The organism is Saprospiraceae bacterium (genome assembly GCA_016715965.1).
In the GTDB taxonomy this organism is placed as follows: domain Bacteria; phylum Bacteroidota; class Bacteroidia; order Chitinophagales; family Saprospiraceae; genus Vicinibacter.
This window is the reverse complement of sequence record JADJXG010000001.1, coordinates 3227280-3251650: the sequence shown is the minus strand read 5'-3', so window position 1 is coordinate 3251650 and position 24371 is coordinate 3227280. Positions and strand designations below refer to the sequence as shown.

Below are 24371 nucleotides of genomic sequence, written 5' to 3'. Positions count from 1 at the left end.
GAGCAGGTTGGTTTGGTTTATTAAATATAAGTTATAACTAATTAATACACAGCACTAAATAAATTATTAAATTATTTAATGTATTGTATTTCAATTAATTATGAGCCAAAGGTAATTTAATTTCAGAATTCCAAAAAAAAAAGCCTCCATAGTGGAGGCTTTTTTTTTTGAGTTGAGTTTTGGTGAATGTTCTAAGAATTGCGAGCTGATTCAGTGGTTCTTATCTACCCTTTTTGATCTACGGGACTAATCGATGACGATGAGTTTTCTGGTGGCGGTGTGTTGGTCTGCATCGAGTTGGTAATACAAGACCCCTGAAGCACCGAGTTCAGATTTTTGCAAAGTCAGCTGATTGAGTCCTTTGACTGCGTTTTGTTGTATGACCCTGAGGACTTTACCTGAGATGTCATAGACGGTCAGGGTGACGGGTCCATCTTTTGGCAACATGAATCTGATGTTGGTTAGTTTGTCAAAAGGATTGGGTTCATTCTGATACAAATCAAACAAGGCAGTAGAGGAAGTTGTCAGACCGTTTCTGGCCAGGAGGGTGACATCGAGAACATCGGCATTTTCAAGATATGCTTCAGCCCTGGTCAGGTCGCTGTTGATGTGTATCAATTCGCTGAGACGTCCGTTTCGTTTGGCGGTAAAGTGGAATTCGAACAAAGCATCCTGAGGCTTGGCACTGAGGGCTTCCTTGTTATTCCAGCTCAGGGAGATGACACCCTGTTGTAATTTGGTGAGGCCCAGGTTTGTCTGGTTGATTTCCAATAGGATTCCCTGAATGTCCTCAAACTGGAGAGCCTGGTGGTCGAAGCGAAGGGTGTATTGCATACCCTTGATTTGTCGGAAGTTGCTGCTTCGCAGGATCAGCTTGTAGCTTTGTCCGGCCTGAATTAGCGCATCGTCGAATTCCAAAATGAGTTTACCGGCCGTTCTGGCGCTAATGCCTGCATGAGCGTTGGCACGTGCGCTGTTGGTGACATCGCCCATTTTGATGGAGACGAAGTCGAGGGTCATGTTTGGATCATCGAGTTTGACTTTACCATAGGCCTCATATTGGAAAGGTTGAGCCGGATCAGGGAAGACAAAGTCTTTTGGAACAAATGTCCAGGAAGGGACTTTGGCAAACCGGCTGATGCTGCCGAGGATGAGTTTTCTGATTTCAGTGATATCAGCACTGGTGACGCTATTGGATTTATTGACATCCGCAGCGATGAGCAGATAAGGATCAGAGATGGTTTCCTGTCCCAGGATGTGTTTTTGAATCCTGATGATATCAGCGGTAGTCACCCCATTGAGATGGTCGTCGTCTCTGGAAGGTTTGATCACATAATCCTGATACATATCCAGGGAATAGAAGGCATACTTGCCATCCCCGGAGGTATGGACGTCTTTCATGATCTGTCCTGCTTTTTTGAGTTCGACCTGAGTTTCATCGGTACCCTGTCCGCTGGAAGTGAGGATGGCACCTGTTACTTTACCGAAGCTACCTCCGTTGGGACACAGGTCCTGATTGTCCTGAATGACGATGGTGGTGATGCAACAATCTCTGTTGCCTTCTTCATCCTGTACGCACATTTCTACACTCAAAATCAGCTCATCGTCTACCCTTGCATTGACAAAGTCCTCACAGCACACATCAATGCTTGTTTTATTGATGTCGTTGTCAAAGAAGAACAAGAGTCTGTCCTGAGGGGTGCAGTTGTCAAAGCTTCCTTTATCCAGGTCTTTGGCCCAGATGCTGACACATCCGCTGCTGGGCATAGGTACGGTGATGATACCCGTCAGACAGTAAGGTGTTGGTGCCTTGCAATCTCTGATTTCAAACAGGGTTTCGCAGGTACCTACATTACCGCAACCGTCTTCGACATACCAGTTGATTCTGTGGATACCGATCGGATAAGTGCCGCTGGCATTAAACGGATTGCGCGGGTTGTCGGCAAAAGGATTGTGGCTGTATTCTACGGTATCCCCTGCGTTGAATTGTTTTTGAGTGAGGGTACCGACTCTGAAGTCCCAACCTCCGTGGACTCCTTTGCGATCGTTGTAGGCATCTATTTTGTATTCCCAGAACAACCAGTCAACGGGAGTACAGTTGTCCGTGGCATCTGCGCTGAGGCTGATGTGTCCTACACAAACACCCAGGGTTGGGTGTATGCTTGCCGGTTCACATGGTCCTACGTTGCAGCTGACCACCGGTTTGTCCTGATCTCTGACTTTGATGACTTGCAGTCTTTGCCATCTTCCGTTGTCGGCATCGATGAAAGGATCGTACTGACACCAGTCGATGATGGTCCAGGTGCGCAGGATTTTCATACAAGCATCGGGTTCGATGGTAAAGACCTCATCGTGGTATTCTACCGAAATCAAAGCGCAATTGTCATCAGCGTTGTTGATAATTTGCGGACGACCCAATTGAGGATTGTCCGGGCTGATGTCCGCTCCACAACCATTGAGGGTGACCGGAGTCTGTGTGCAGATACCATTTGGCCAGATGACATCGCTGAAGCGAGGATCATTGCAAGTGGCATCGTCGATATAGAAAGGATCACAGTCAACCACCCAGATGGTCTGAATGGCGGTGACATTGATGTTGTTGGGTCCTGTAGCGCTGACGATTCGTTGGATGATACCTTGTCCGCATTCGCGCAGATCGTTGACGGTGATGGTAGGGGTGGCACCGCAAGGAGCCAGGACGTAACCATCAAATCCCCAGACCAGTTCGTATTTGCGGTCCCAGTGAGCGCTGTCAAAATACTGCCAATAGAACTCGCAGGCTTGATTTGGAGCTGGTTTAGGCACCTGATTGCTCGGTACAAAACCCGGATAACCGGTATAGTCATTTCGTTCGCAATACTTGTAGCAAACGAGATCTTTTGTAACCACCTTTCTTCTGAGGGTAAGGTCAGTGACGACTTTACCGAAAGTTTCATCATTGGGATTGGTGAGCTTGGCAATATCAAACCAGAACCAGCAGCTGACGACGATATTTGGAGGAGCGATCACGGTAGGAACGGCTTTGTTCTGAACTTCTACTTCGACCATACAATCGCTGAAACGACCGTGGAGCGGCTGAGCGGTGCTGGTCATTCTGACCGGAGTGACGGGTCCGGCCCCCGGATCGATGTCAAAGACCCTGAGAACGACCATGACTCTCTGTCCTACATCTGCACAGCAGAAGTCAGTGAAATCATCAAAATAGACCTGATTGCCAGCGAGGGTGAGATTGTCATCCCCGTTGCGGCCATTGCAGGCAACGGTATTGTTGGAATTGGATCCGTTGTTGGTACCCAGAAGTTCTGCCATACGGATGACTTTAAAGAAGACATGAGGGGCACAATTGTCGTAAGAGCCTTCGTCCAGATCATGGGCATATATTCTGGCATAGTTGTCCAGAGGACTTTGGTTGCCATTGATGCTGACGGTCGTCCAAGTGCGACAAATGGGAGTTGGGGGAACTCTGTCCACGACATTGATGACCACCTGTTTGCGGGTGATGTTACCACAGCAGTCTTCAGCCACAATCCAAGCGAATTGAATTCCCTCAGGCATGTTGATGACGACATAACCGGTGGCTTCGTTGCCCAGGACAGTGCCATGTTCGACTTCGACGCTATAGTGTAGCTCGTTGGAGCAGTTGTCTAACAACCATGCTGGAGAGACTTCCCAGCGTCCTGCACAGACATAGCTGTCCATATTGACTCTGACGGAATCAGGATACAAGACCTGAGGTCCAACCAGGTCGCCCACCTTGATAATTTGGCTGTGGCCGCCCACCAGACTGGTACACCAATCCATGACGGTCCACTGACGCAGCACTTTGTAACAGCCAATGGGTCCGGCATCACATCCGGGGGTGGCCAGATCAAAAACAATGTCTTTGTAGGTGACTGCCAAATTGTGGCAGGAAGTAGATCCACCGGGACGTCCGGTACCAATCCACATGATGTGGGTGTCAGGTCCCCAACACAAAGGATTGTTGGGTTGCCACAGGCGATGCTGTGGATAATACACCGGATCCGGACTGGGGTGACCAAAGTGGACATCCGCAGGATCATCAATGCAATTCCATCCCAAAACCCTTGGGATTCTCCTGTTTGGATACTGATCAAGTTGTGTGGGTCTGGCCAGCCAGTAAGCGCTGTCCAGAATGTATCCATCCAAACAAACAGGATTGTCCAACATGTGTGGAACTATATTTTTGTTGCGATCGATTTTCTCATCACAGTTAAGGATAGGCTGATCGATGTTGTCATAATTGGGTGGTACGGTCACACTGGCCAGATCGCCTAAACTTTCTTCAATGGTTTGGACACAGACTGAGCGATTGCCGTAAGCATCTTCAGCGGTCCAGGTTCTGATGATTCTGGTTTGATATCCCAGGGCACAATCTCCCTGACTGGCCTGATCTCTGTAGCCAAGGCTGAATCCTCCACAGTTTTCATACACACTGGGAACGCCCGTTACTGCAGGTGAGGTGCCTTCTGCACAAGTCACAGTGATATTTGGAGGACAGGTAAGAATGGGAGCTTGTTTATCTTCGACAGTAGCTTTGCCCCAGCAGCTATTTCCGGTGCGAGGATCGGTGACCGTGATTCGCAAATCACGACCGATGTCGCGACGATCTATTTGGACACCCGGTCTGTTGGGGTCTCTGTCAATGATGGCATTGGTGATCCAGTCTCTTGCAGTGACAATGTAGTTGTCATAACAGGCATAAGGACCTCCTTCCAGGAGCATGTCTGGGTGGATGGTGGCCCTGCAACTGTCATCCAGACTGATTTGGATGAGGTCATTGCAAGCCAGCTCATTGATGGGATTGGAATATTCGTTGACGCATACTTCGAATTCGCATCGTCCTACATTGCCGGCAGCATCACGGGCCTCATAGCATAATCTGACACAGCCAATGGGGAAGAAACAACCCGGTCCATAAGGAGCACCACAGGTTTGCACCAGCGGTACCAGGTTGGTGGAAGCTCCCAGATTGTATCCAATGACACCAATCCAGTTAGCACCTCCAAATCCAAAGGAGCTGTTGATAAACGGAGCGGCAAACTCACCCCCTGTATAAGTGGCCCCATTCAAAGGAGTGGTGATCTGGGCATTTCCCATTTGAGCAGGTGTACATCCATTAAACAAGGAAGCGTTGGTGCCCGGAGTACCGGGAGCGTGTATGTAAATACCACGGGTTTCACCGGGTAACATGGTCAGACAACCTACGGAAGAGGAGTCAATGCGGGTGCCTGTACAAGAGACCATGGTATCGCGCACAACACCTGTAATCAGATTAAAGCTGTCAATGATGGTAGTAAATTGAGCACCAAACTGAGGGGTGCGAGTTGCGCACAAGGTCCATGCAGCAGGAGTACCCTGAACAGGAGCATGGCCACCCGGAGTGGTACGGTACCAAATTCTATGAGGCACGTTGGCAAAAGCCCTTTCACCCAGCAATTGAAGATTTAAAGCCATACCGGAGGTATTGACCAGGTCAAACATCACACCCCAGCTATTGGCTCCACCAGTGATAGACCAGTAAGAGGCCGGAGGCAGACAAACGGTGGTGGTGTTTCTGGCACCAAACAGACGACTGGGCACGAGACAATTGTCCATGGCCATAAAAGGAGGGACATCCCAGCTGATTTCGCAGGCACCGGGGCCCAGGTTGAGGGTCACAGGTGACTTAATGGGACAGCCCATAATGACAGGTGCTACGGTGTCCAATACAGTAATTGTTGCAGCGCAAGTTCCTGTATTCGCACATTCATCTCTAACGGTTATAGTGACTTGATTGGGCCCTAAATTGGCACAAGTAAAGTCGGTAGTGCTTGCACCATATACCAATTGTGCAGTAGGTGTGCAATTTTCACTGACACTTACAACAGCATCCACTGGATTCAGAACAGCAAGTCCATTTGGACCAATATATAAGGTGAGGTTTCGGCAGGTAACGGAAGGAATTGTGTTGTCAAACACGGTGAACACCTGCAAACAAGTGGCAGAATTACCACAAATATCAGTAGCGCGATAAACGCGGTTCAGGGTAAATCGATTTGGACAAGTTTCATTGACTCGGGTATCACTTACATGGGTTACGGTAATTCCAGAGTTACCACATCCATCGGCTGTAATAACACTGGCAGGATTGGGTATTGGAATTTGTGAAGCACATTGAAAATTTTGATTTGCCGGACAGAATGGTGATGGGGAGGTTACATCATTAACCGTAATGGTTTGGATACATTCTGAAAAATTATTACAAGGATCCGTCACACGATAAATTCTGTGAACAATAAATCTGTCTCTGCAGGTTTGATTGGTAATGGAATCTCTTCTGTGAGTCACCATTAATGGGGTCTCACAGCCACCATTCACCAAGGGCAAATTAATATTCGGAGCGGGTACATCAATAGCACAAGATACATTGATGTTTGCTGGGCAACTAATCGAAGGAAAGTTACCTGGAGGAGGAGGAGGATTACCTGTGGTATAGGTGATACAAATTTGTCCATTACCAGACCTGACGCCTGAGTTTGTAACACCACCAGTAACTCCATCAATATAACTTGAGCCACCCGCTCCAGAAGCACCACACCAATTGGTAACATAAGTTCCGTTGGCACCAATAAGTCCGCCTCCAACACCACCAGAAGTGGCTGTTGCGGATCCACCTTGACCGGATGCTACTTCTATACCCCCATTTCCTCCTGTACCAAGAGCTCCGGGAAAACCATTGTATGCAACATTAAAAGTTGAAACACCACCAGCTCCACCAGCAATTTGTGTTCCGCCAGTTGGATTTGCTCCTCCTGGAAGAGTTCCGGGCCAACCAGCGCCACCACCGCCGCCATAGTATCCGCCGCCGCCGCCGCCGCCTGTTCCTCTACCTATACTTTGAACTCTATTTCCACCAGCACCACCTCCACCAGCAGCAACTATTACGCGGTTTGCCAAAGCAATGCCTCCGAATCTCACATCAGAAGCTCCGCCACCGCCACCGCCACGTGGATTTACATTGGTTGCTGTAGTAGTTCCTCCACTACCTCCTCCGTTAAATCCACCGTTGAACGAATTAACAGTTGTGGTAGGTAAGCCAGTTCCACCTACAAATATATTAAGCACATTACCTGGAGAAACAGCAAGATTTCCAGAGGCAAAACCTCCTAATCCTCCGACAACTCCCAGTGGGTTTGATCCACCTTGTGCTCCATATGCTTCAATAAATACAGAGGTTACATTCGCTGGAACGGTCCAGGTTTCCATTGCCCCCGTGTAGTTAAAGCATACAGTGGTCTGAGAAAAACTAGAATGTAAGTTAAAAATAATTGAGCAGAAAATCAAAAATAGCTGGGTAATTCCTTTGATTCTACTAAATACAGTAAACTGTAAGTTCATGAGTTTGGTTGGTTTGGTTTAGTAAATGCTTCGCAAAATACTTGAAAAACAATATGTATATAAATTATAAAATAATCTAATATATTAAAATTCAAATATTTACCCTCAAAAATACAATAATTTCAATTGACCAAATATTTTTATATAAAAAAAAGCCTCCATAGTGGAGGCTTTTTTATTTGAGTTGAGTTTTGGTGAATGCTCTAAGAATAGCGAGCTGATTCAGTGGGTCCTATCTACCCTTTTTGATCCACGGGACTAATCGATGACGATGAGTTTTCTGGTGGCGGTGTGTTGGTCTGCATCGAGTTGGTAATACAAGACCCCTGAAGCACCGAGTTCAGATTTTTGCAAAGTCAGCTGATTGAGTCCTTTGACTGCGTTTTGTTGTATGACCCTGAGGACTTTACCTGAGATGTCATAGACGGTCAGGGTGACGGGTCCATCTTTTGGCAACATGAATCTGATGTTGGTTAGTTTGTCAAAAGGATTGGGTTCATTCTGATACAAATCAAACAAGGCAGTAGAGGAAGTTGTCAGACCGTTTCTGGCCAGGAGGGTGACATCGAGAACATCGGCATTTTCAAGATATGCTTCAGCCCTGGTCAGGTCGCTGTTGATGTGTATCAATTCGCTGAGACGTCCGTTTCGTTTGGCGGTAAAGTGGAATTCGAACAAAGCATCCTGAGGCTTGGCACTGAGGGCTTCCTTGTTATTCCAGCTCAGGGAGATGACACCCTGTTGTAATTTGGTGAGACCCAGGTTTGTCTGGTTGATTTCCAATAGGATTCCCTGAATGTCCTCAAACTGGAGAGCCTGGTGGTCGAAGCGAAGGGTGTATTGCATACCCTTGATTTGTCGGAAGTTGCTGCTTCGCAGGATCAGCTTGTAGCTTTGTCCGGCCTGAATTAGAGCATCGTCGAATTCCAAAATGAGTTTACCAGCAGTTCTGGCGCTAATGCCTGCATGAGCGTTGGCACGTGCGCTGTTGGTGACATCGCCCATTTTGATGGAGACGAAGTCGAGGGTCATGTTTGGATCATCGAGTTTGACTTTACCATAGGCCTCATATTGGAAAGGTTGAGCCGGATCAGGGAAGACAAAGTCTTTTGGAACAAATGTCCAGGAAGGGACTTTGGCAAACCGGCTGATGCTGCCGAGGATGAGTTTTCTGATTTCAGTGATATCAGCACTGGTGACGCTATTGGATTTATTGACATCCGCAGCGATGAGCAGATAAGGATCAGAGATGGTTTCCTGTCCCAGGATGTGTTTTTGAATCCTGATGATATCAGCGGTAGTCACCCCATTGAGATGGTCGTCGTCTCTGGAAGGTTTGATCACATAATCCTGATACATATCCAGGGAATAGAAGGCATACTTGCCATCCCCGGAGGTATGGACGTCTTTCATGATCTGTCCTGCTTTTTTGAGTTCGACCTGAGTTTCATCGGTACCCTGTCCGCTGGAAGTGAGGATGGCACCTGTTACTTTACCGAAGCTACCTCCGTTGGGACACAGGTCCTGATTGTCCTGAATGACGATGGTGGTGATGCAACAATCTCTGTTGCCTTCTTCATCCTGTACGCACATTTCTACACTCAAAATCAGCTCATCGTCTACCCTTGCATTGACAAAGTCCTCACAGCACACATCAATGCTTGTTTTATTGATGTCGTTGTCAAAGAAGAACAAGAGTCTGTCCTGAGGGGTGCAGTTGTCAAAGCTTCCTTTATCCAGGTCTTTGGCCCAGATGCTGACACATCCGCTGCTGGGCATAGGTACGGTGATGATACCCGTCAGACAGTAAGGTGTTGGTGCCTTGCAATCTCTGATTTCAAACAGGGTTTCGCAGGTACCTACATTACCGCAACCGTCTTCGACATACCAGTTGATTCTGTGGATACCGATCGGATAAGTGCCGCTGGCATTAAACGGATTGCGCGGGTTGTCGGCAAAAGGATTGTGGCTGTATTCTACGGTATCCCCTGCGTTGAATTGTTTTTGAGTGAGGGTACCGACTCTGAAGTCCCAACCTCCGTGGACTCCTTTGCGATCGTTGTAGGCATCTATTTTGTATTCCCAGAACAACCAGTCAACGGGAGTACAGTTGTCCGTGGCATCTGCGCTGAGGCTGATGTGTCCTACACAAACACCCAGGGTTGGGTGTATGCTTGCCGGTTCACATGGTCCTACGTTGCAGCTGACCACCGGTTTGTCCTGATCTCTGACTTTGATGACTTGCAGTCTTTGCCATCTTCCGTTGTCGGCATCGATGAAAGGATCGTACTGACACCAGTCGATGATGGTCCAGGTGCGCAGGATTTTCATACAAGCATCGGGTTCGATGGTAAAGACCTCATCGTGGTATTCTACCGAAATCAAAGCGCAATTGTCATCAGCGTTGTTGATAATTTGCGGACGACCCAATTGAGGATTGTCCGGGCTGATGTCCGCTCCACAACCATTGAGGGTGACCGGAGTCTGTGTGCAGATACCATTTGGCCAGATGACATCGCTGAAGCGAGGATCATTGCAAGTGGCATCGTCGATATAGAAAGGATCACAGTCAACCACCCAGATGGTCTGAATGGCGGTGACATTGATGTTGTTGGGTCCTGTAGCGCTGACGATTCGTTGGATGATACCTTGTCCGCATTCGCGCAGATCGTTGACGGTGATGGTAGGGGTGGCACCGCAAGGAGCCAGGACGTAACCATCAAATCCCCAGACCAGTTCGTATTTGCGGTCCCAGTGAGCGCTGTCAAAATACTGCCAATAGAACTCGCAGGCTTGATTTGGAGCTGGTTTAGGCACCTGATTGCTCGGTACAAAACCCGGATAACCCGTATAGTCATTTCGTTCGCAATACTTATAGCAAACGAGATCTTTTGTAACCACCTTTCTTCTGAGGGTAAGGTCAGTGACGACTTTACCGAAAGTTTCATCATTGGGATTGGTGAGCTTGGCAATATCAAACCAGAACCAGCAGCTGACGACGATATTTGGAGGAGCGATCACGGTAGGAACGGCTTTGTTCTGAACTTCTACTTCGACCATACAATCGCTGAAACGACCGTGGAGCGGCTGAGCGGTGCTGGTCATTCTGACCGGAGTGACGGGTCCGGCCCCCGGATCGATGTCAAAGACCCTGAGAACGACCATGACTCTCTGTCCTACATCTGCACAGCAGAAGTCAGTGAAATCATCAAAATAGACCTGATTGCCAGCGAGGGTGAGATTGTCATCCCCGTTGCGGCCATTGCAGGCAACGGTATTGTTGGAATTGGATCCGTTGTTGGTACCCAGAAGTTCTGCCATACGGATGACTTTAAAGAAGACATGAGGGGCACAATTGTCGTAAGAGCCTTCGTCCAGATCATGGGCATATATTCTGGCATAGTTGTCCAGAGGACTTTGGTTGCCATTGATGCTGACGGTCGTCCAAGTGCGACAAATGGGAGTTGGGGGAACTCTGTCCACGACATTGATGACCACCTGTTTGCGGGTGATGTTACCACAGCAGTCTTCAGCCACAATCCAAGCGAATTGAATTCCCTCGGGCATGTTGATGACGACATAACCGGTGGCTTCGTTGCCCAGGACAGTGCCATGTTCGACTTCGACGCTATAGTGCAGCTCGTTGGAGCAGTTGTCTAACAACCATGCTGGAGAGACTTCCCAGCGTCCTGCACAGACATAGCTGTCCATATTGACTCTGACGGAATCAGGATACAAGACCTGAGGTCCAACCAGGTCGCCCACCTTGATAATTTGGCTGTGGCCGCCCACCAGACTGGTACACCAATCCATGACGGTCCACTGACGCAGCACTTTGTAACAGCCAATGGGTCCGGCATCACATCCGGGGTGGCCAGATCAAAAACAATGTCTTTGTAGGTGACTGCCAAATTGTGGCAGGAAGTAGATCCACCGGGACGTCCGGTACCAATCCACATGATGTGGGTGTCAGGTCCCCAACACAAAGGATTGTTGGGTTGCCACAGGCGATGCTGTGGATAATACACCGGATCCGGACTGGGGTGACCAAAGTGGACATCCGCAGGATCATCAATGCAATTCCATCCCAAAACCCTTGGGATTCTCCTGTTTGGATACTGATCAAGTTGGGTGGGTCTGGCCAGCCAGTAAGCGCTGTCCAGAATGTATCCATCCAAACAAACAGGATTGTCCAACATGTGTGGAACTATATTTTTGTTGCGATCGATTTTCTCATCGCAGTTAAGGATAGGCTGATCGATGTTGTCATAATTGGGTGGTACGGTCACACTGGCCAGATCGCCTAATGCAACTGTGATTTGTTGTATGCACTCTCCCCTATTTCCGTATTGATCTTCAACATACCAAGTCCTCTCAATGATTTCTGAAAAACCAAGATCACAACCACCAGGAATCCTCCGATCTCTATATGTAAGCGAATAAGATCCACAATTTTCTTCTATGGATGGTAGTCCAGAACTTCCATTCGGGCTGGTATCCTCTCCGCAAAGTAAAGTTGAAGTCAAAGAACAACTGATTTTTGGTGCAAGCTTATCTTCGACAGTAGCTTTGCCCCAGCAGCTATTTCCGGTGCGAGGATCGGTGACTGTGATTCGCAAATCACGACCGATGTCGCGACGATCTATTTGGACACCCGGTCTGTTGGGGTCTCTGTCAATGATGGCATTGGTGATCCAGTCTCTTGCAGTGACAATGTAGTTGTCATAACAGGCATAAGGACCTCCTTCCAGGAGCATGTCTGGGTGGATGGTAGCCCTGCAACTGTCATCCAGACTGATTTGGATGAGGTCATTGCAAGCCAGCTCATTGATGGGATTGGAATATTCGTTGACGCATACTTCGAATTCGCATCGTCCTACATTGCCGGCAGCATCACGGGCCTCATAGCATAATCTGACACAGCCAATGGGGAAGAAACAACCCGGTCCATAAGGAGCACCACAGGTTTGCACCAGCGGTACCAGGTTGGTGGAAGCTCCCAGATTGTATCCAATGACACCAATCCAGTTAGCACCTCCAAATCCAAAGGAGCTGTTGATAAACGGAGCGGCAAACTCACCCCCTGTATAAGTGGCCCCATTCAAAGGAGTGGTGATCTGGGCATTTCCCATTTGAGCAGGTGTACACCCATTAAACAAGGAAGCGTTGGTGCCCGGAGTACCGGGAGCGTGTATGTAAATACCACGGGTTTCACCGGGTAACATGGTCAGACAACCTACGGAAGAGGAGTCAATGCGGGTACCTGTACAAGAGACCATGGTATCGCGCACAACACCTGTAATCAGATTAAAGCTGTCAATGATGGTAGTAAATTGAGCACCAAACTGAGGGGTTCGTGTTGCGCACAAGGTCCATGCAGCAGGAGTACCCTGAACAGGAGCATGGCCACCCGGAGCGGTACGGTACCAAATTCTATGAGGCACGTTGGCAAAAGCCCTTTCACCCAGCAATTGAAGATTTAAAGCCATACCGGAGGTATTGACCAGGTCAAACATCACACCCCAGCTATTGGCTCCACCTGTGATAGACCAGTAAGAGGCCGGAGGCAGACAAACGGTGGTGGTGTTTCTGGCACCAAACAGACGACTGGGCACGAGACAATTGTCCATGGCCATAAAAGGAGGGACATCCCAGCTGATTTCACAGGCACCGGGGCCCAGGTTGAGGGTCACAGGTGACTTAATGGGACAGCCCATAATGACAGGTGCTATCGTATCCAAGACGGTAACCGTAGTGGTACAAATACCCACATTGGCGCATTCGTCTGTGGCAAAAATAGTGACCTGATTGGGGCCTAAATTGGCACAGGTGAAATTGGTAGTACTTGCTCCAAGAGTAATTTGAGCAGCCGGAGTACAGTTGTCTGAAACGTTGACAACAGCAGCACTTGGGATTAAGGTAGCATTTCCATTTTGATCCACATAAATGGTGAGATTTCTACAGGTAAGTGAAGGTGCAACATTGTCAAACACGGTAAACACCTGTAGACAAGTGGCAGAATTACCGCAAATATCAGTAGCGCGATAAACGCGGTTCAGGGTAAATCGATTTGGACAAGTTTCATTGACTCGTGTATCGCTTACATGCGTCACTACAATCCCGGCATTACCACAACCATCTGCTGTAATTACACTCGCTGTGTTCACAGGTGGTATCTGAGAGGCACACTGGAGATTTTGATTGGCCGGACAAAATGGCGATGGTGGAGTCACATCATTGACTGTTATGATTTGAGTACAAGTAACAGGATTGTTTGGACAACATGGATTGGTAGCTCGATAGGTTCTTGTCAAAGTAAAACGGTCACGACATGTTTGATTGCTAATTACATCACTGACATGTACAACCATTGCAGGATTTGGACAAGGGTTTGAATTTATTGTTACCAATGCTGGGTTTGGAGCTGGGACATCTATTGCACATGAAACATTTAGATTGGCCGGACAGGTAATGGTGGGTGGGCCGTCAATACCAACAGATTGGCTGATGCATTGATTGCAACCGGGATGCTGGCCGTTGGGTATTCCGTCCGCAGCGTCAAAACAATATTGTACCGTGTGAGTTCCAATTCCCAAAGCGCCGGGATTAAAAATGGTTGCAATATTTCCATTTATTCTGAACGTACCCACACCCATGGCGGGTCCGGAACCATCTCCCAATTGAGCAGAGCCTTGCAAGGTGAATGCAGGATCTGTAACACAATATCTGGCATTGAGATTGTTGATTGTTGGGTTTGGATAATAGCATGTATTGCTAATAGAGCTGGAGGTTACAGTGTTGCTAACAGTTACATTATATCCCATGGCATCAACGTGCCTGCCGGCAAGAATGTACATGCTGGAATCTGAATTGATGGGCATCTCAGTCAAAATGGTATTAATTGGAATTAAAACAGGAGCTCCTGGAGGTGGAGGGCTTGAAGTGGTGTACAATCCTGTATTTGCAGTTAATCTCCAGATTTGTCCTGGAGGAGCTGTTACTTTTATTGTTTCGCTAAATTGACCATTGGTTAAAGTGGTAGCATTGTTTAAGCATGCACAAGGATCAGAAATAATCACATTGCAACTAACTACATTCACTGAATTGGCAGCTGAAGGTCTGCAAGCCGGATCTGTCGGCGTCGGAGACAAGATGGCATACAGAAATACGGGACCAGAAATTGGTATACTGGCTGTATTCAATACTGCCTGTGTACCACCCATTGTCAAACCTCCATTTGGAACCGTACCTATCACAGAGCCCATTGTATAAGGCTCAGTCCCTGTGAGCATGGTGGTTGAATATTTAAAAGTTATACCATAGGTAGTTCCCATATTCACGAGTCCAGTTGCTGTCAGGGTAAAAGGTGCTGAACGGCATATTGAGTTGACACTTTTCGAGAGCCCTCCAATGGTTGGGCATACTGAACAATTTCCTGGGCCCACAAGATTTATTTGTCTTGTGGCTGAGCATCCATTGGTCGAAGTAACAGTGACAAAATAAGAACCAATGCTTAGTCCATTTTGGTCTTCCTGACCGTTAACCAAACCGCTACCATTTGGGGTAAACCAATTGTATGAAAATGGTGGTTGCCCAGCAGTCACCATCAGGTCGATGGATCCATCTTGACTTTGGCAAGTGCTTGGTTCTATTCTTGAATGATCAAGGGTAACACCAGCCTTTACATTCACGGTTGCGCTTGCAATTGCTGAACAACCATTTGCATTGGTTACGGTCAAAAAATAAGTTGTGGAAGTAATTGGTGAAACAAGGATAAATGGAGCTGTCGAGCCAGTGCTCCAAAGGTAACTACCTCCTCCAGATCCATTCAATTGTACAGATTCACCCGGGCAAATTTGAGGATTGGAAGGTGAGATTGAGGGATTGGGGTTTGCATTGACCATAACTGTAATGCTTTGGGTGCCAGTACAATTATCTGCGTCAGTCACCGTCACTGTGTAAATGGTAGTCATGGCTGGAGAAACCACAATTGAGGCAGTCATTCCACCATTGCTCCAGAGATAATTGACCCCACCACTTGCTGTCAAGCTTGCATTTGCTCCGGAACAAATCACACAATCATTTGGAAGGTTGCCGGAAGTTTCATTACAACTTATGGTTGGTTTTGGATTTACAATGATGTCAATATCCTCTGTATCGGTACATCCGTTAGGAGCGGTGACAGTCACTGTATAACTAATGTCATTAAGGATTCCAGTACCTAATGGATTTTTGATGGTCGTATTGTTGAGGTAGGTGGGTGGAGACCATGAATAGGACTTAACCCTTGAAAATCGATAAGCGTCGGGAATCCCACTCCAGGTAGGAGTATTGTTTCTGCCAGCAACAACTGCTGCAACAGTACCCGGACCATTTTCGATCCCCTGGACTTTATTCGTTGTCGTATTCGTCAAAAGACCTGTGTGAATTTCAACTGTATAGTCGAATTCATTTAGCACAATTTGATATGAAGCATTTCCGCCTCCGGAGAAAAAGCCTGCATTATCCACCACTAGTATAAATTGTCTATTGGGCGAAACACCTCTGGTGAAATAATAAACATTGGTAGCAGCGTTATCCATTCGTAAATCGGCATGAACCCCACCTATGACTCCATTTGGCGCTGTTGCAGTTGGCCAAACACCATTATATCCACCGGTTGCCAATGTCCCCAATTGAAGATTTCCGTTGGTGCCAACTGCGGCAGTATTATAAAGCGTACCATACAGATTGAATGAAAACGGAATGCTAATTCCACTCCAATAACCATCATCCAACGTACCAGCTGATAAACCAATATTGGCGATACCGGCGGTAACTAAATTTACCGCATTCCAGCCTGTTGAATCAATTACACCATAGACTATCGGCAGGATGTAATAAGCTGTGTCAGCATCCATTAAATCCAATTGGGTGCTTCCACCGATGCAGATAGGATTGGGTACAGCAGTCACTGAACTGATTTGAGGACTGGGATTTACAGAAACCGTAACTGATTGAGTACCCGTGCACCCATTCACATCTGTACCTGTAACGGTATAGGTTGTTGTTGCAATTGGATTTGCCATTACTGTTGCTCCGGTTGTCATATTGAGACCAGTTGCTGGTGCCCAGCTATATGAAATCGCCCCTGATGCGGTTAAACTAACGGGTGAACCACTACAAATTGACGGAGCAGGGGGTGAAACTGATATCGTAGGAGAACCGTTTACAACAAAAGTGTAGGTAGGAGTTGTAGAAGAAAGTCCAGATGCATCACAGGTTACCATTAATTGAAAATAATAAGTCCCCGCAGACAATGTATCGGTCATGTAGCATTTGTCCTTGGCACAAGGAATGTTATCAAATGGCCCACCAACATTGTTTGAAAACTTCCATTGGTAACTTAATCCACTTGTATTGCTTTGTCCTGAGACGCATAGTGTGGCTTTATTACCCGAACATCCTGAAGTTGGGGTAGAACTAATTGTTCCCGATACTGGTGTTCCGTTGCATGCAGAAGGAATAGACCCTAAAAATTCATCGCCACCAATATCCGGGGTAGTGACATTTCGTGTATCTCCATCAAAATCATTGGTTATTCCAGCAATTGGCGCTGCTCCACTTTCGAGAAGTGTTGGTTTGGTCTGATCTATGTGTAAAAAATTAGCAGAAGCACCGTTTGTACTAATAAAATGAGGGGTCTCGGATACTGAATTAGCATCCCTTGGATTTACGCGAGCTTGATACTGAGCCAATGTGGAATCCGAATTGGTGCCATCAAAAAAGATTAAGCGTTCATTACAAACACCACCCGCATATAGGTTATTCCTGTTGGAATTTGTACCAAAATTGGTCAAAGTAGCACTTGATCTCTGATATGCAGTGGTCTTTCCAATTCCTTTTGGTGTTGAAAGGTTAACAATGTTGTTGTTGTTTAATTCCAGCATTGCGGAAGTGGCTGTAGTGCTCGTGGTATGGAAAATTCCGGCTGTACCAAAATTGGTTCCAAAACTCATGGCATTAAGAAGAATGGTATTGTAGCTTACTGCCAAGGTGGTTGAGGAGGTAGTAGTGGTAAAATTGATTCCCCTCACTGAAGGAGCAGTCGCAATAGATGTATTGGCATTGGGCGCTCTTAAATCTCCAATCAAATTGTTGTAAATTGGGATGGTTCCAGCTGTTGAGGAAGTTATCATAATTCCAGAAACGGTGGGGGCCCCTGTACTTAGTGATTCTAAATTGTAAATCTTGTTATTAAAAATGGTTGGAACACTAGATGACATTTGGATACCAGAGATTGTAGTTCCTCCTGTCCTCAAACTGTGGATAACATTGTTTCTAACCGTTCTAATACCTGTAGTGGTAAAAGCATAAATACCGTAAAGAATACCAGTACCATTGTGTGTCAGGTTGTTAACCTCATTGTAATTGTATGTTTCATCAACCGGCGAAGAACCATTATAAATACCGTAAAGTGCGCTTGTTCCTGATGTTTTAAAACAGGTAAGATAAGATACATTATTGCTATCACAGCGAATGGTACCCGTAGAAGTCTGGATACCGTAGAGTGTGCTTGTTGTTCCGGAGCCATCGATTGAAAGTCCTTCGATGGTATTCCTTTTAACATTTACCTGCATTCCTGTAGTGCCTGTCACATGATATATACCTATGGTAGTTCCACCTGAAGTACCAGTTCTGTAATGATTGATGATTTCATTGTCTGCAATATTTAGCACCATTGTACTCAAGTTTGCAGAATTGTAAATCAGATAGTTTACCCCAGTACCCGTTAATCCTGCACTGCTATATGTGGTATTGGAAATAGAATTGCTGACTATATTTACGACCGCAGCTGTGGCCGATAAATTGTAAATACCATAAAATGCGCCTGAGGTGGCCGTTAAATAACTACCGGTAATTACGTTGTTCATGATATTGACGGTATTACCTGCCGGAGTAGCCCCAATTCCATTTTCAATAATGGCCAATTGAGAAGTTGTACCTCCTCCTTTAATATCCAAATGATTGAAGTTGATATTGGCAGATGCACTTGTACCAGATTGAGCATAAATCCCCCTAAAGGTGGTCACATGGTTGGTATGGGTGCCATCGTTGTTGTTTATCGTGTTGTAGGAAATGTTGACACCCCATTGATTGATGGCTCTAATACCAGCTGAAGGATTAGTCGCTGCAGGGGCACCTCCAAAATTTAAAATGGTATTTCCTGTGCCAAAAAAACTACCACCAATATCATTCAGAGTATCGCCAAGAGTAAATGGAGAAGGCGCCGCATATCCACTGAGTACAATTCCGTAATTGCACAATTTGATCGTGTTGGAATGAAATTTATTGTTTGAATTTGCACCAGCTTGTGAAACCGGAATGAGAGATGTTGTCTGAGCAATTTGTGTACTGTTTACCACTTGAATTCCTCTGGATCCTTCTGTTGCAGGAAGTGTTGAGGTGGCATTGTTGATATGGCTCAGGGTGATCGTACAGTTTTTAATGGTGTTGAAATGACAACCGTTGGAAGTACTGGCTTTAAAAAAAGAGTATCCATATTCCATGGTGGATGGATTGGTCGTATTTAAACTATTTTCTTCCAAATCTATACCATCTATGGTCACGTAGTCCGAACCAACCAATCTGAAAATTCCATCTTGAACAACGGTCGTTGGGGTCCCTGTGCCGCCTGTATAGGCAATTATTTTGGGATTTATACCAGCGCCAAATTTTTTGAGGGTGATGGTGTTTACCATTGTACCTGTCGCAGTCATTTCAATCCCTCCGGAAGGGCTGGTTTCGCTGTGACCGGCGTTTACATCAATAACCACCGGCCCAGAAATGACCGCACCATTTAAAGCAATAATGGCTGCAGAAATACTAGGATAGACACCATTCACGGTAGATCCCCCGGATATGGTTACCTGACTATTGACTGTTAAAGGAACTGATAAATGTGTAATTAGAATAATTATGCAAAATTTGCATAAAAGTCTTAGATGAATAAGGCTTGAGTTCATGAGCAGGTTGGTTGATAAATTTCTCTAAAATACTTATTATTAACTTATTACAAATAATAATAAATTATATAAGTAAAAAAACAAGTATTTCAGCCCGTAAAAGTAATAAACACCTCAGGTTTTGTGCCAAATAAAACAGAAAATATTTTAATTAGGATCTTTGGAATACCTGATTAGAAAATAGGTTTTTTACCATGGTGAAATGCGGAATACCAACTTCCAAATACATTTCTCCCTCGATGTGGTAGCCAAGCTTTAGGTAAAATTTTGTAGCCTCCTTTCTTGCATGCAAAACTATTTGATGAAATCCATTGGTCAACGCCCAGTTTTCTGCAAATGTAACCAAAGCAGCACCAATGCCTCGATTCTGTAAATCAGATACCACAGCCACCTGTCTCATTTTTAGCAAGCCATCATTTTGTTTTTGAAATGTCAAGGTGCCAATGATGTTTCCATCGATTGCAGCCAAATGCAATTCTTTCCATTCTTCCGCAATCTGACCTATTTCAAATTCAAGATTTAAAGGTTTGCGAAGGATTTCTGAGCGAAGTGATATAGCTTCGTCATACTCAGGTGTTCCAAAATCAATTTCGGTAAAATACATACATTCATTTACTAAATTCCAAACACTTCTGTGGTGTACATCATTGCTTGCCTAAATGCCTCTTTGTCGATTGGAACCGATACACCCGATTTTTCAAAAAACTGAATCATATTTTCTGTAGGCATATTGCCGGTCAAAGTATCTTTCGCCATTGGGCATCCACCAAATCCTCTGATTGCCCCATCAAATTTCCTGCATCCTGCATTCCAGGCGGATTGCATTTTTTCTTCCCAGGTATGAGCTGTGGTATGGAAATGGGCACCCAGACTAAGTCCTTCCCAATTTGGAAGAATAGATTCAAACAAATAAGATATGCTATCTGAATTCGCTACTCCAATCGTATCCGAAAGTGCAAAATTTTGAATGCCCTCTTTGCTTAATAGATCAATATAATGGGAAATTATGTCTGCATTCCATGGATCCCCATAGGGATTTCCAAAAGCCATCGAAATGTAAATTACCATTTCTTTTCCATGGTCCTTTGCAATCTGGTAAATAAACTTAATCCTTTGAATGGATTCCTCAATTGAGGCATTTGTATTCCTGATTTGAAATGTTTCGGAAACTGAAAATGGATAACCCAAATAGTCAATTGATTCATGCAAACAAGCTTCCTTTGCACCTCTGTCATTGGCTACAATAGCCAATAATTTGGTATTTCCTTTGATGGATGAGATGGCTTGTATTACTTCATGGGTATCTCTTAATTGAGGGATGGCTTTGGGAGAAACGAAACTGCCGAAATCGATGGTATCAAATCCTACACGTAGTAGTTTTGTGAGGTATTCTATTTTTGTTTGAGTTGGAATAAATGATTGAATACCTTGCATGGCGTCTCTTGGGCATTCAATTATTTTTATCTCCGTCATCGTAAAAAGCTCAAAACTAAAGGCTTTTTGAGTAGAATTCTAGATTAGAACTACATTTGACAAAATTTTAATAATTTTCTATGAAAAATTGGATGGCCATTATCGGATTTGTATTCTTTATTACCGGTTGCCTTGCCATCATACTAAGTCTGGTGAATGTTTCGTTTGTTTTTTTGAGACCCATCGAAAAATTGGGTTTTTTTTGGGCGTTTATGATAAAAGGAATACTTTCTTTGATCGGTATTGTATTGGTGTATCTGTCTTTACAAAAAGTTAATATAAAGAAATTATAATATATTTATTTATATAATATTCAATATAAATAGCTAACTTTACACTTCAATTCTACAATTCAATCCATGTCGACCATTTATTTCAGTTATGTCAAAACAGAGCAAAAAAATAGTATAAAAGGCACTGTTTATGCGATAATTGCACATTTATTGTTGTTGTTAATTATATTTTTCTTCAAATTTGAAATTATACCTCCCGAAGATCCAGATTCTCCGCCCTATTTAAGTCTGGTGAGTTTTGTTCCGTTGGAAAAAATGAAACAGTATGAAAATGCTGGCGGCAGTAAAGGAGCTGAAGGATTGGAAACGAAAGAAGGTGGCTCTGAAGGTGAATCAAAGCCCTCACCAACTCCTGAACCTGTGGAAGTTGCCGACAAAAAAGTAGAAACAACCCCGGTTGAAAAAATCCCGACTCCTTCAGGACCTAAAACAGTAGTCACCACTACAGAACCGGATATTGTCACTTTGCCCACGCCACCCAAAGTAACCATTACTACCACCCCTACCGAATCGACAGGAACAAGTTCAACCACGACAACGCCTACAAAAACGACAACACACTCATCTTCAGGAGATGAGGATACACCTGGAACTGGTGGGACTGGCACAGGGTCTGGTGCAGGAACCGGATCAGGTGGTTCCAGCTCAGGATCTGGAACTGGAGCCGGTGGCGGTACTGGTACTGGCGGCGGAGGTGGCAGTGGCGGCGGTGAAGGTTCTGGTACAGGCAGCGGAACCGGAGATGGAGTCGGAGTCAATTTTGATGAACTAGGAGAACTTAGAAGAAGAAGAGAATCCTGTTCTATTGATGCGAGAACTTTGGCTGGGCCCGTTTTGCAAAGTGCTGTATTTAACATTTGTATTGATAGACAGGGTTATATTACCTATACCTCCTTCAATTCAAAAAAATCACTTACACGGGACATTAAGTTTGTGAGAGCAGCAATGGCTCAAATCAAAAGTTGCAAATATGTCGCCAATCCATCGGCTGCCCGCAAAGAATGTGGAATGGTCACTGTTAAAATTGCTGGAATGGAAAAGAGGCTCAATTAAAATTGTATTTCTTTTCCTATGGTCAAATATTAGCGGATTCCCTTGTCAGGAGAATTAAATGCATTTAAATACAATAAACATTGAACACCTGAATTTTAATTCCAACCGACAAATTATTGATGTTAGATCACCTTCTGAATATTTGAACGGCCATATTCCCGGAGCGATTAATTTACCATTATTTTCAGACGAGGAACGTGCAATTGTCGGCACATTGTACAGACAATCTGATCCAGAAAAGGCATTGCTCAAGGGGCTTGAATTGGTGGGTCCTAAGTTGCGCAATTTGGTAGAAGATTCGATCAAAATTTCTCCAAATAAGTCAGTCATATTGTATTGTTGGCGAGGTGGCCAAAGGAGTCAAAGCGTTGCTTGGCTTTTGAATCAGGCAAATTTTAATGTTGAAATTTTAGATGGCGGATATAAATCCTATAGACATTGGATTCTAAATACTTTTCAATATTCAAAATTTGAATTTATTGTTTTAGCGGGTAAAACTGGATCTGGAAAAACACAAATTCTGAGAAAGCTCGAAGAACTTGGCGAGCAAGTCATCGATTTGGAGGGATTGGCCTGTCACAAGGGATCAGCATTTGGAGCCATTGGTGAAAAAGAGCAACCTAGTTTTGAACAGTTTGGTAATAATCTTCACCACAGAATTCAATCCATGGACCGTGAACGTATAATTTGGCTGGAAAGCGAAAGCAAAGCCATTGGTTTGGTCAGGATTCCGGATTTGGTTTGGCAGCAAATCACGGGGTCTCGCATGATTGAGTTGAAAGTAGATAAAAAAAATCGGATCAAACATTTGGTTAAAGTTTATGCCGATTATCCTAAGCAGGAATTGGTTGATTCTTTTCGTAAAATTTCTAAAAGACTTGGTTTGGAAAAACTGGAAATCGCCATTCAGGCCATTGAAGAAAAGAATTACGAGCTAGCTGCTGAGATTGCTCTTTTTTATTATGACAAAAAATATAGTCACTCATTACAAGCGATGAATACAAATCATTATGAGCAGTTTCCAGTTGAAGAATTTGAATTTGACCTCATCGCCAGGGATTTGATAATTTTGGCCAATAAAGATGTTTATGAAAAGTGAGGATGGTATGCAATACATGTTGACAAATTATAGTCATGGTGCAGGTTGTGGATGTAAAATTTCTCCATCGATACTAAGCTCTATATTAAAGCAAACAGGTGACAATTTTCAATTTCCAGAATTGCTTGTAGGCAATGAAAACAGGGATGATGCAGCTGTCTTGCAATTGGATGGAGAGATCGCAGTGGTGAGTACCACCGATTTTTTTATGCCCATCGTTGACGATGCGTTCGATTTTGGAAGGATTGCGTCTGTGAATGCCATAAGTGATGTTTACGCCATGGGAGGTCGACCAATTATGGCAATTGCCATTTTAGGGTGGCCAATTGATAAACTACCCCCGGAACTCGCAAATCAGGTAATTTTAGGAAGCAGGTCGGTTTGTTTAGATGCAGGAATTCCATTGGCAGGAGGTCATAGTATTGATAGTCCGGAACCCATTTTTGGCTTGGCTGTAACAGGTATCGTCGAAATTAAACATCTTAAAAGAAATGGTGGTGCACAAAAAGGCGATTTAATTTATTTGACCAAACCTCTGGGCGTAGGAATATTAACTACTGCACAAAAAAAAGGACTGCTCAAACCAGAACATCAATTTCTTGCGAGAGATTTAATGATTCAACCCAATATTATTGGTATTGAATTTGGTAAGCTTCCTCAAGTTCATGCAATGACTGATGTAACAGGATTTGGGCTTCTTGGTCACTTATCTGAAATGTGTGAAGCAAGTGATTGTAGCGCCCTTTTAAATTGGAATGAAATTCCTTTGATCGATAAGGAAGTTATACATCACTATTTGAATTTGGGATGTGTACCTGGAGGATCGGTGCGAAATTGGAAAAGTTATGGCCATAAAATGAGTGAGATTTCGGAGCTTCAACAAAAAATCTTATGCGACCCACAAACTAGTGGAGGATTACTAGTAGCCATTGATCCACAGTTTGAAACAGGTTTTGTGGATCTATGTCGCAAATTTAACTTAGACCTTCACCCAATTGGAATATGCATTGATAAATCTGAAAAATGGATTGAGGTAAATTAAGGTCGATT

At 44.8% G+C, this 24371-nt stretch carries 8 protein-coding genes; 4 read left to right on the top strand and 4 right to left on the bottom strand.

Going from position 1 to position 24371, the window contains the following annotated elements:
* Nucleotides 1-246: 246 nt before the first annotated feature.
* The 4 genes from IPM48_12490 to IPM48_12475 form a co-directional block, all read right to left on the bottom strand.
* Nucleotides 247-7398 (bottom strand): T9SS type A sorting domain-containing protein, encoded by a 7152-nt coding sequence (locus IPM48_12490; protein MBK9272403.1) that lies wholly within the window; start codon nt 7396-7398, stop codon nt 247-249.
* 3656 nt (nt 7399-11054) lie between these two features.
* Entirely contained in the window at nt 11055-19403 is an 8349-nt protein-coding gene (locus IPM48_12485) for a hypothetical protein (protein MBK9272402.1), read from the bottom strand.
* Nucleotides 19404-19554: 151 nt separating this feature from the next.
* Complete coding sequence (locus tag IPM48_12480) at nt 19555-20007, bottom strand: GNAT family N-acetyltransferase (protein ID MBK9272401.1); 453 nt, start codon at nt 20005-20007, stop codon at nt 19555-19557.
* A gap of 11 nt (nt 20008-20018) precedes the next feature.
* Nucleotides 20019-20876: a hydroxymethylglutaryl-CoA lyase gene (locus IPM48_12475; GenBank protein MBK9272400.1), complete on the bottom strand. Its 858-nt coding sequence runs from the start codon at nt 20874-20876 to the stop codon at nt 20019-20021.
* Between the two features lie 80 nt (nt 20877-20956).
* Between IPM48_12475 and IPM48_12470 the strand changes: the two genes are divergently transcribed.
* The 4 genes from IPM48_12470 (at nt 20957) to selD (ending at nt 24363) form a co-directional block, all read left to right on the top strand.
* A complete protein-coding gene (locus IPM48_12470; protein ID MBK9272399.1) occupies nt 20957-21169 on the top strand; it encodes a hypothetical protein in 213 nt (70 codons plus the stop codon).
* 66 nt (nt 21170-21235) lie between these two features.
* Nucleotides 21236-22222, top strand: a complete 987-nt coding sequence (locus tag IPM48_12465; protein ID MBK9272398.1) for a hypothetical protein — start codon at nt 21236-21238, stop codon at nt 22220-22222.
* A gap of 58 nt (nt 22223-22280) precedes the next feature.
* Nucleotides 22281-23321 (top strand): tRNA 2-selenouridine(34) synthase MnmH, encoded by a 1041-nt coding sequence (gene mnmH, locus IPM48_12460; GenBank protein MBK9272397.1) that lies wholly within the window; start codon nt 22281-22283, stop codon nt 23319-23321.
* Nucleotides 23311-24363 carry a selenide, water dikinase SelD gene (gene selD / locus IPM48_12455; protein ID MBK9272396.1) on the top strand — a complete coding sequence of 351 codons (1053 nt, stop codon included), beginning with the start codon at nt 23311-23313 and terminating at the stop codon, nt 24361-24363. The genes mnmH and selD overlap by 11 nt, the downstream gene beginning before the upstream one ends.
* The last annotated feature ends 8 nt before the right edge of the window (nt 24364-24371 follow it).

What these genes read in the sequence shown, in the direction of transcription:
- IPM48_12490 (MBK9272403.1), bottom strand. Translation starts at nt 7,398, where the DNA reads ATGAACTTACAGTTTACTGTATTTAGTAGAATCAAAGGAATTACCCAG.
- IPM48_12485 (MBK9272402.1), bottom strand. Translation starts at nt 19,403, where the DNA reads ATGAACTCAAGCCTTATTCATCTAAGACTTTTATGCAAATTTTGCATA.
- IPM48_12480 (MBK9272401.1), bottom strand. Translation starts at nt 20,007, where the DNA reads ATGTATTTTACCGAAATTGATTTTGGAACACCTGAGTATGACGAAGCT.
- IPM48_12475 (MBK9272400.1), bottom strand. Translation starts at nt 20,876, where the DNA reads ATGACGGAGATAAAAATAATTGAATGCCCAAGAGACGCCATGCAAGGT.
- IPM48_12470 (MBK9272399.1), top strand. Translation starts at nt 20,957, where the DNA reads ATGAAAAATTGGATGGCCATTATCGGATTTGTATTCTTTATTACCGGT.
- IPM48_12465 (MBK9272398.1), top strand. Translation starts at nt 21,236, where the DNA reads ATGTCGACCATTTATTTCAGTTATGTCAAAACAGAGCAAAAAAATAGT.
- mnmH (MBK9272397.1), top strand. Translation starts at nt 22,281, where the DNA reads ATGCATTTAAATACAATAAACATTGAACACCTGAATTTTAATTCCAAC.
- selD (MBK9272396.1), top strand. Translation starts at nt 23,311, where the DNA reads ATGAAAAGTGAGGATGGTATGCAATACATGTTGACAAATTATAGTCAT.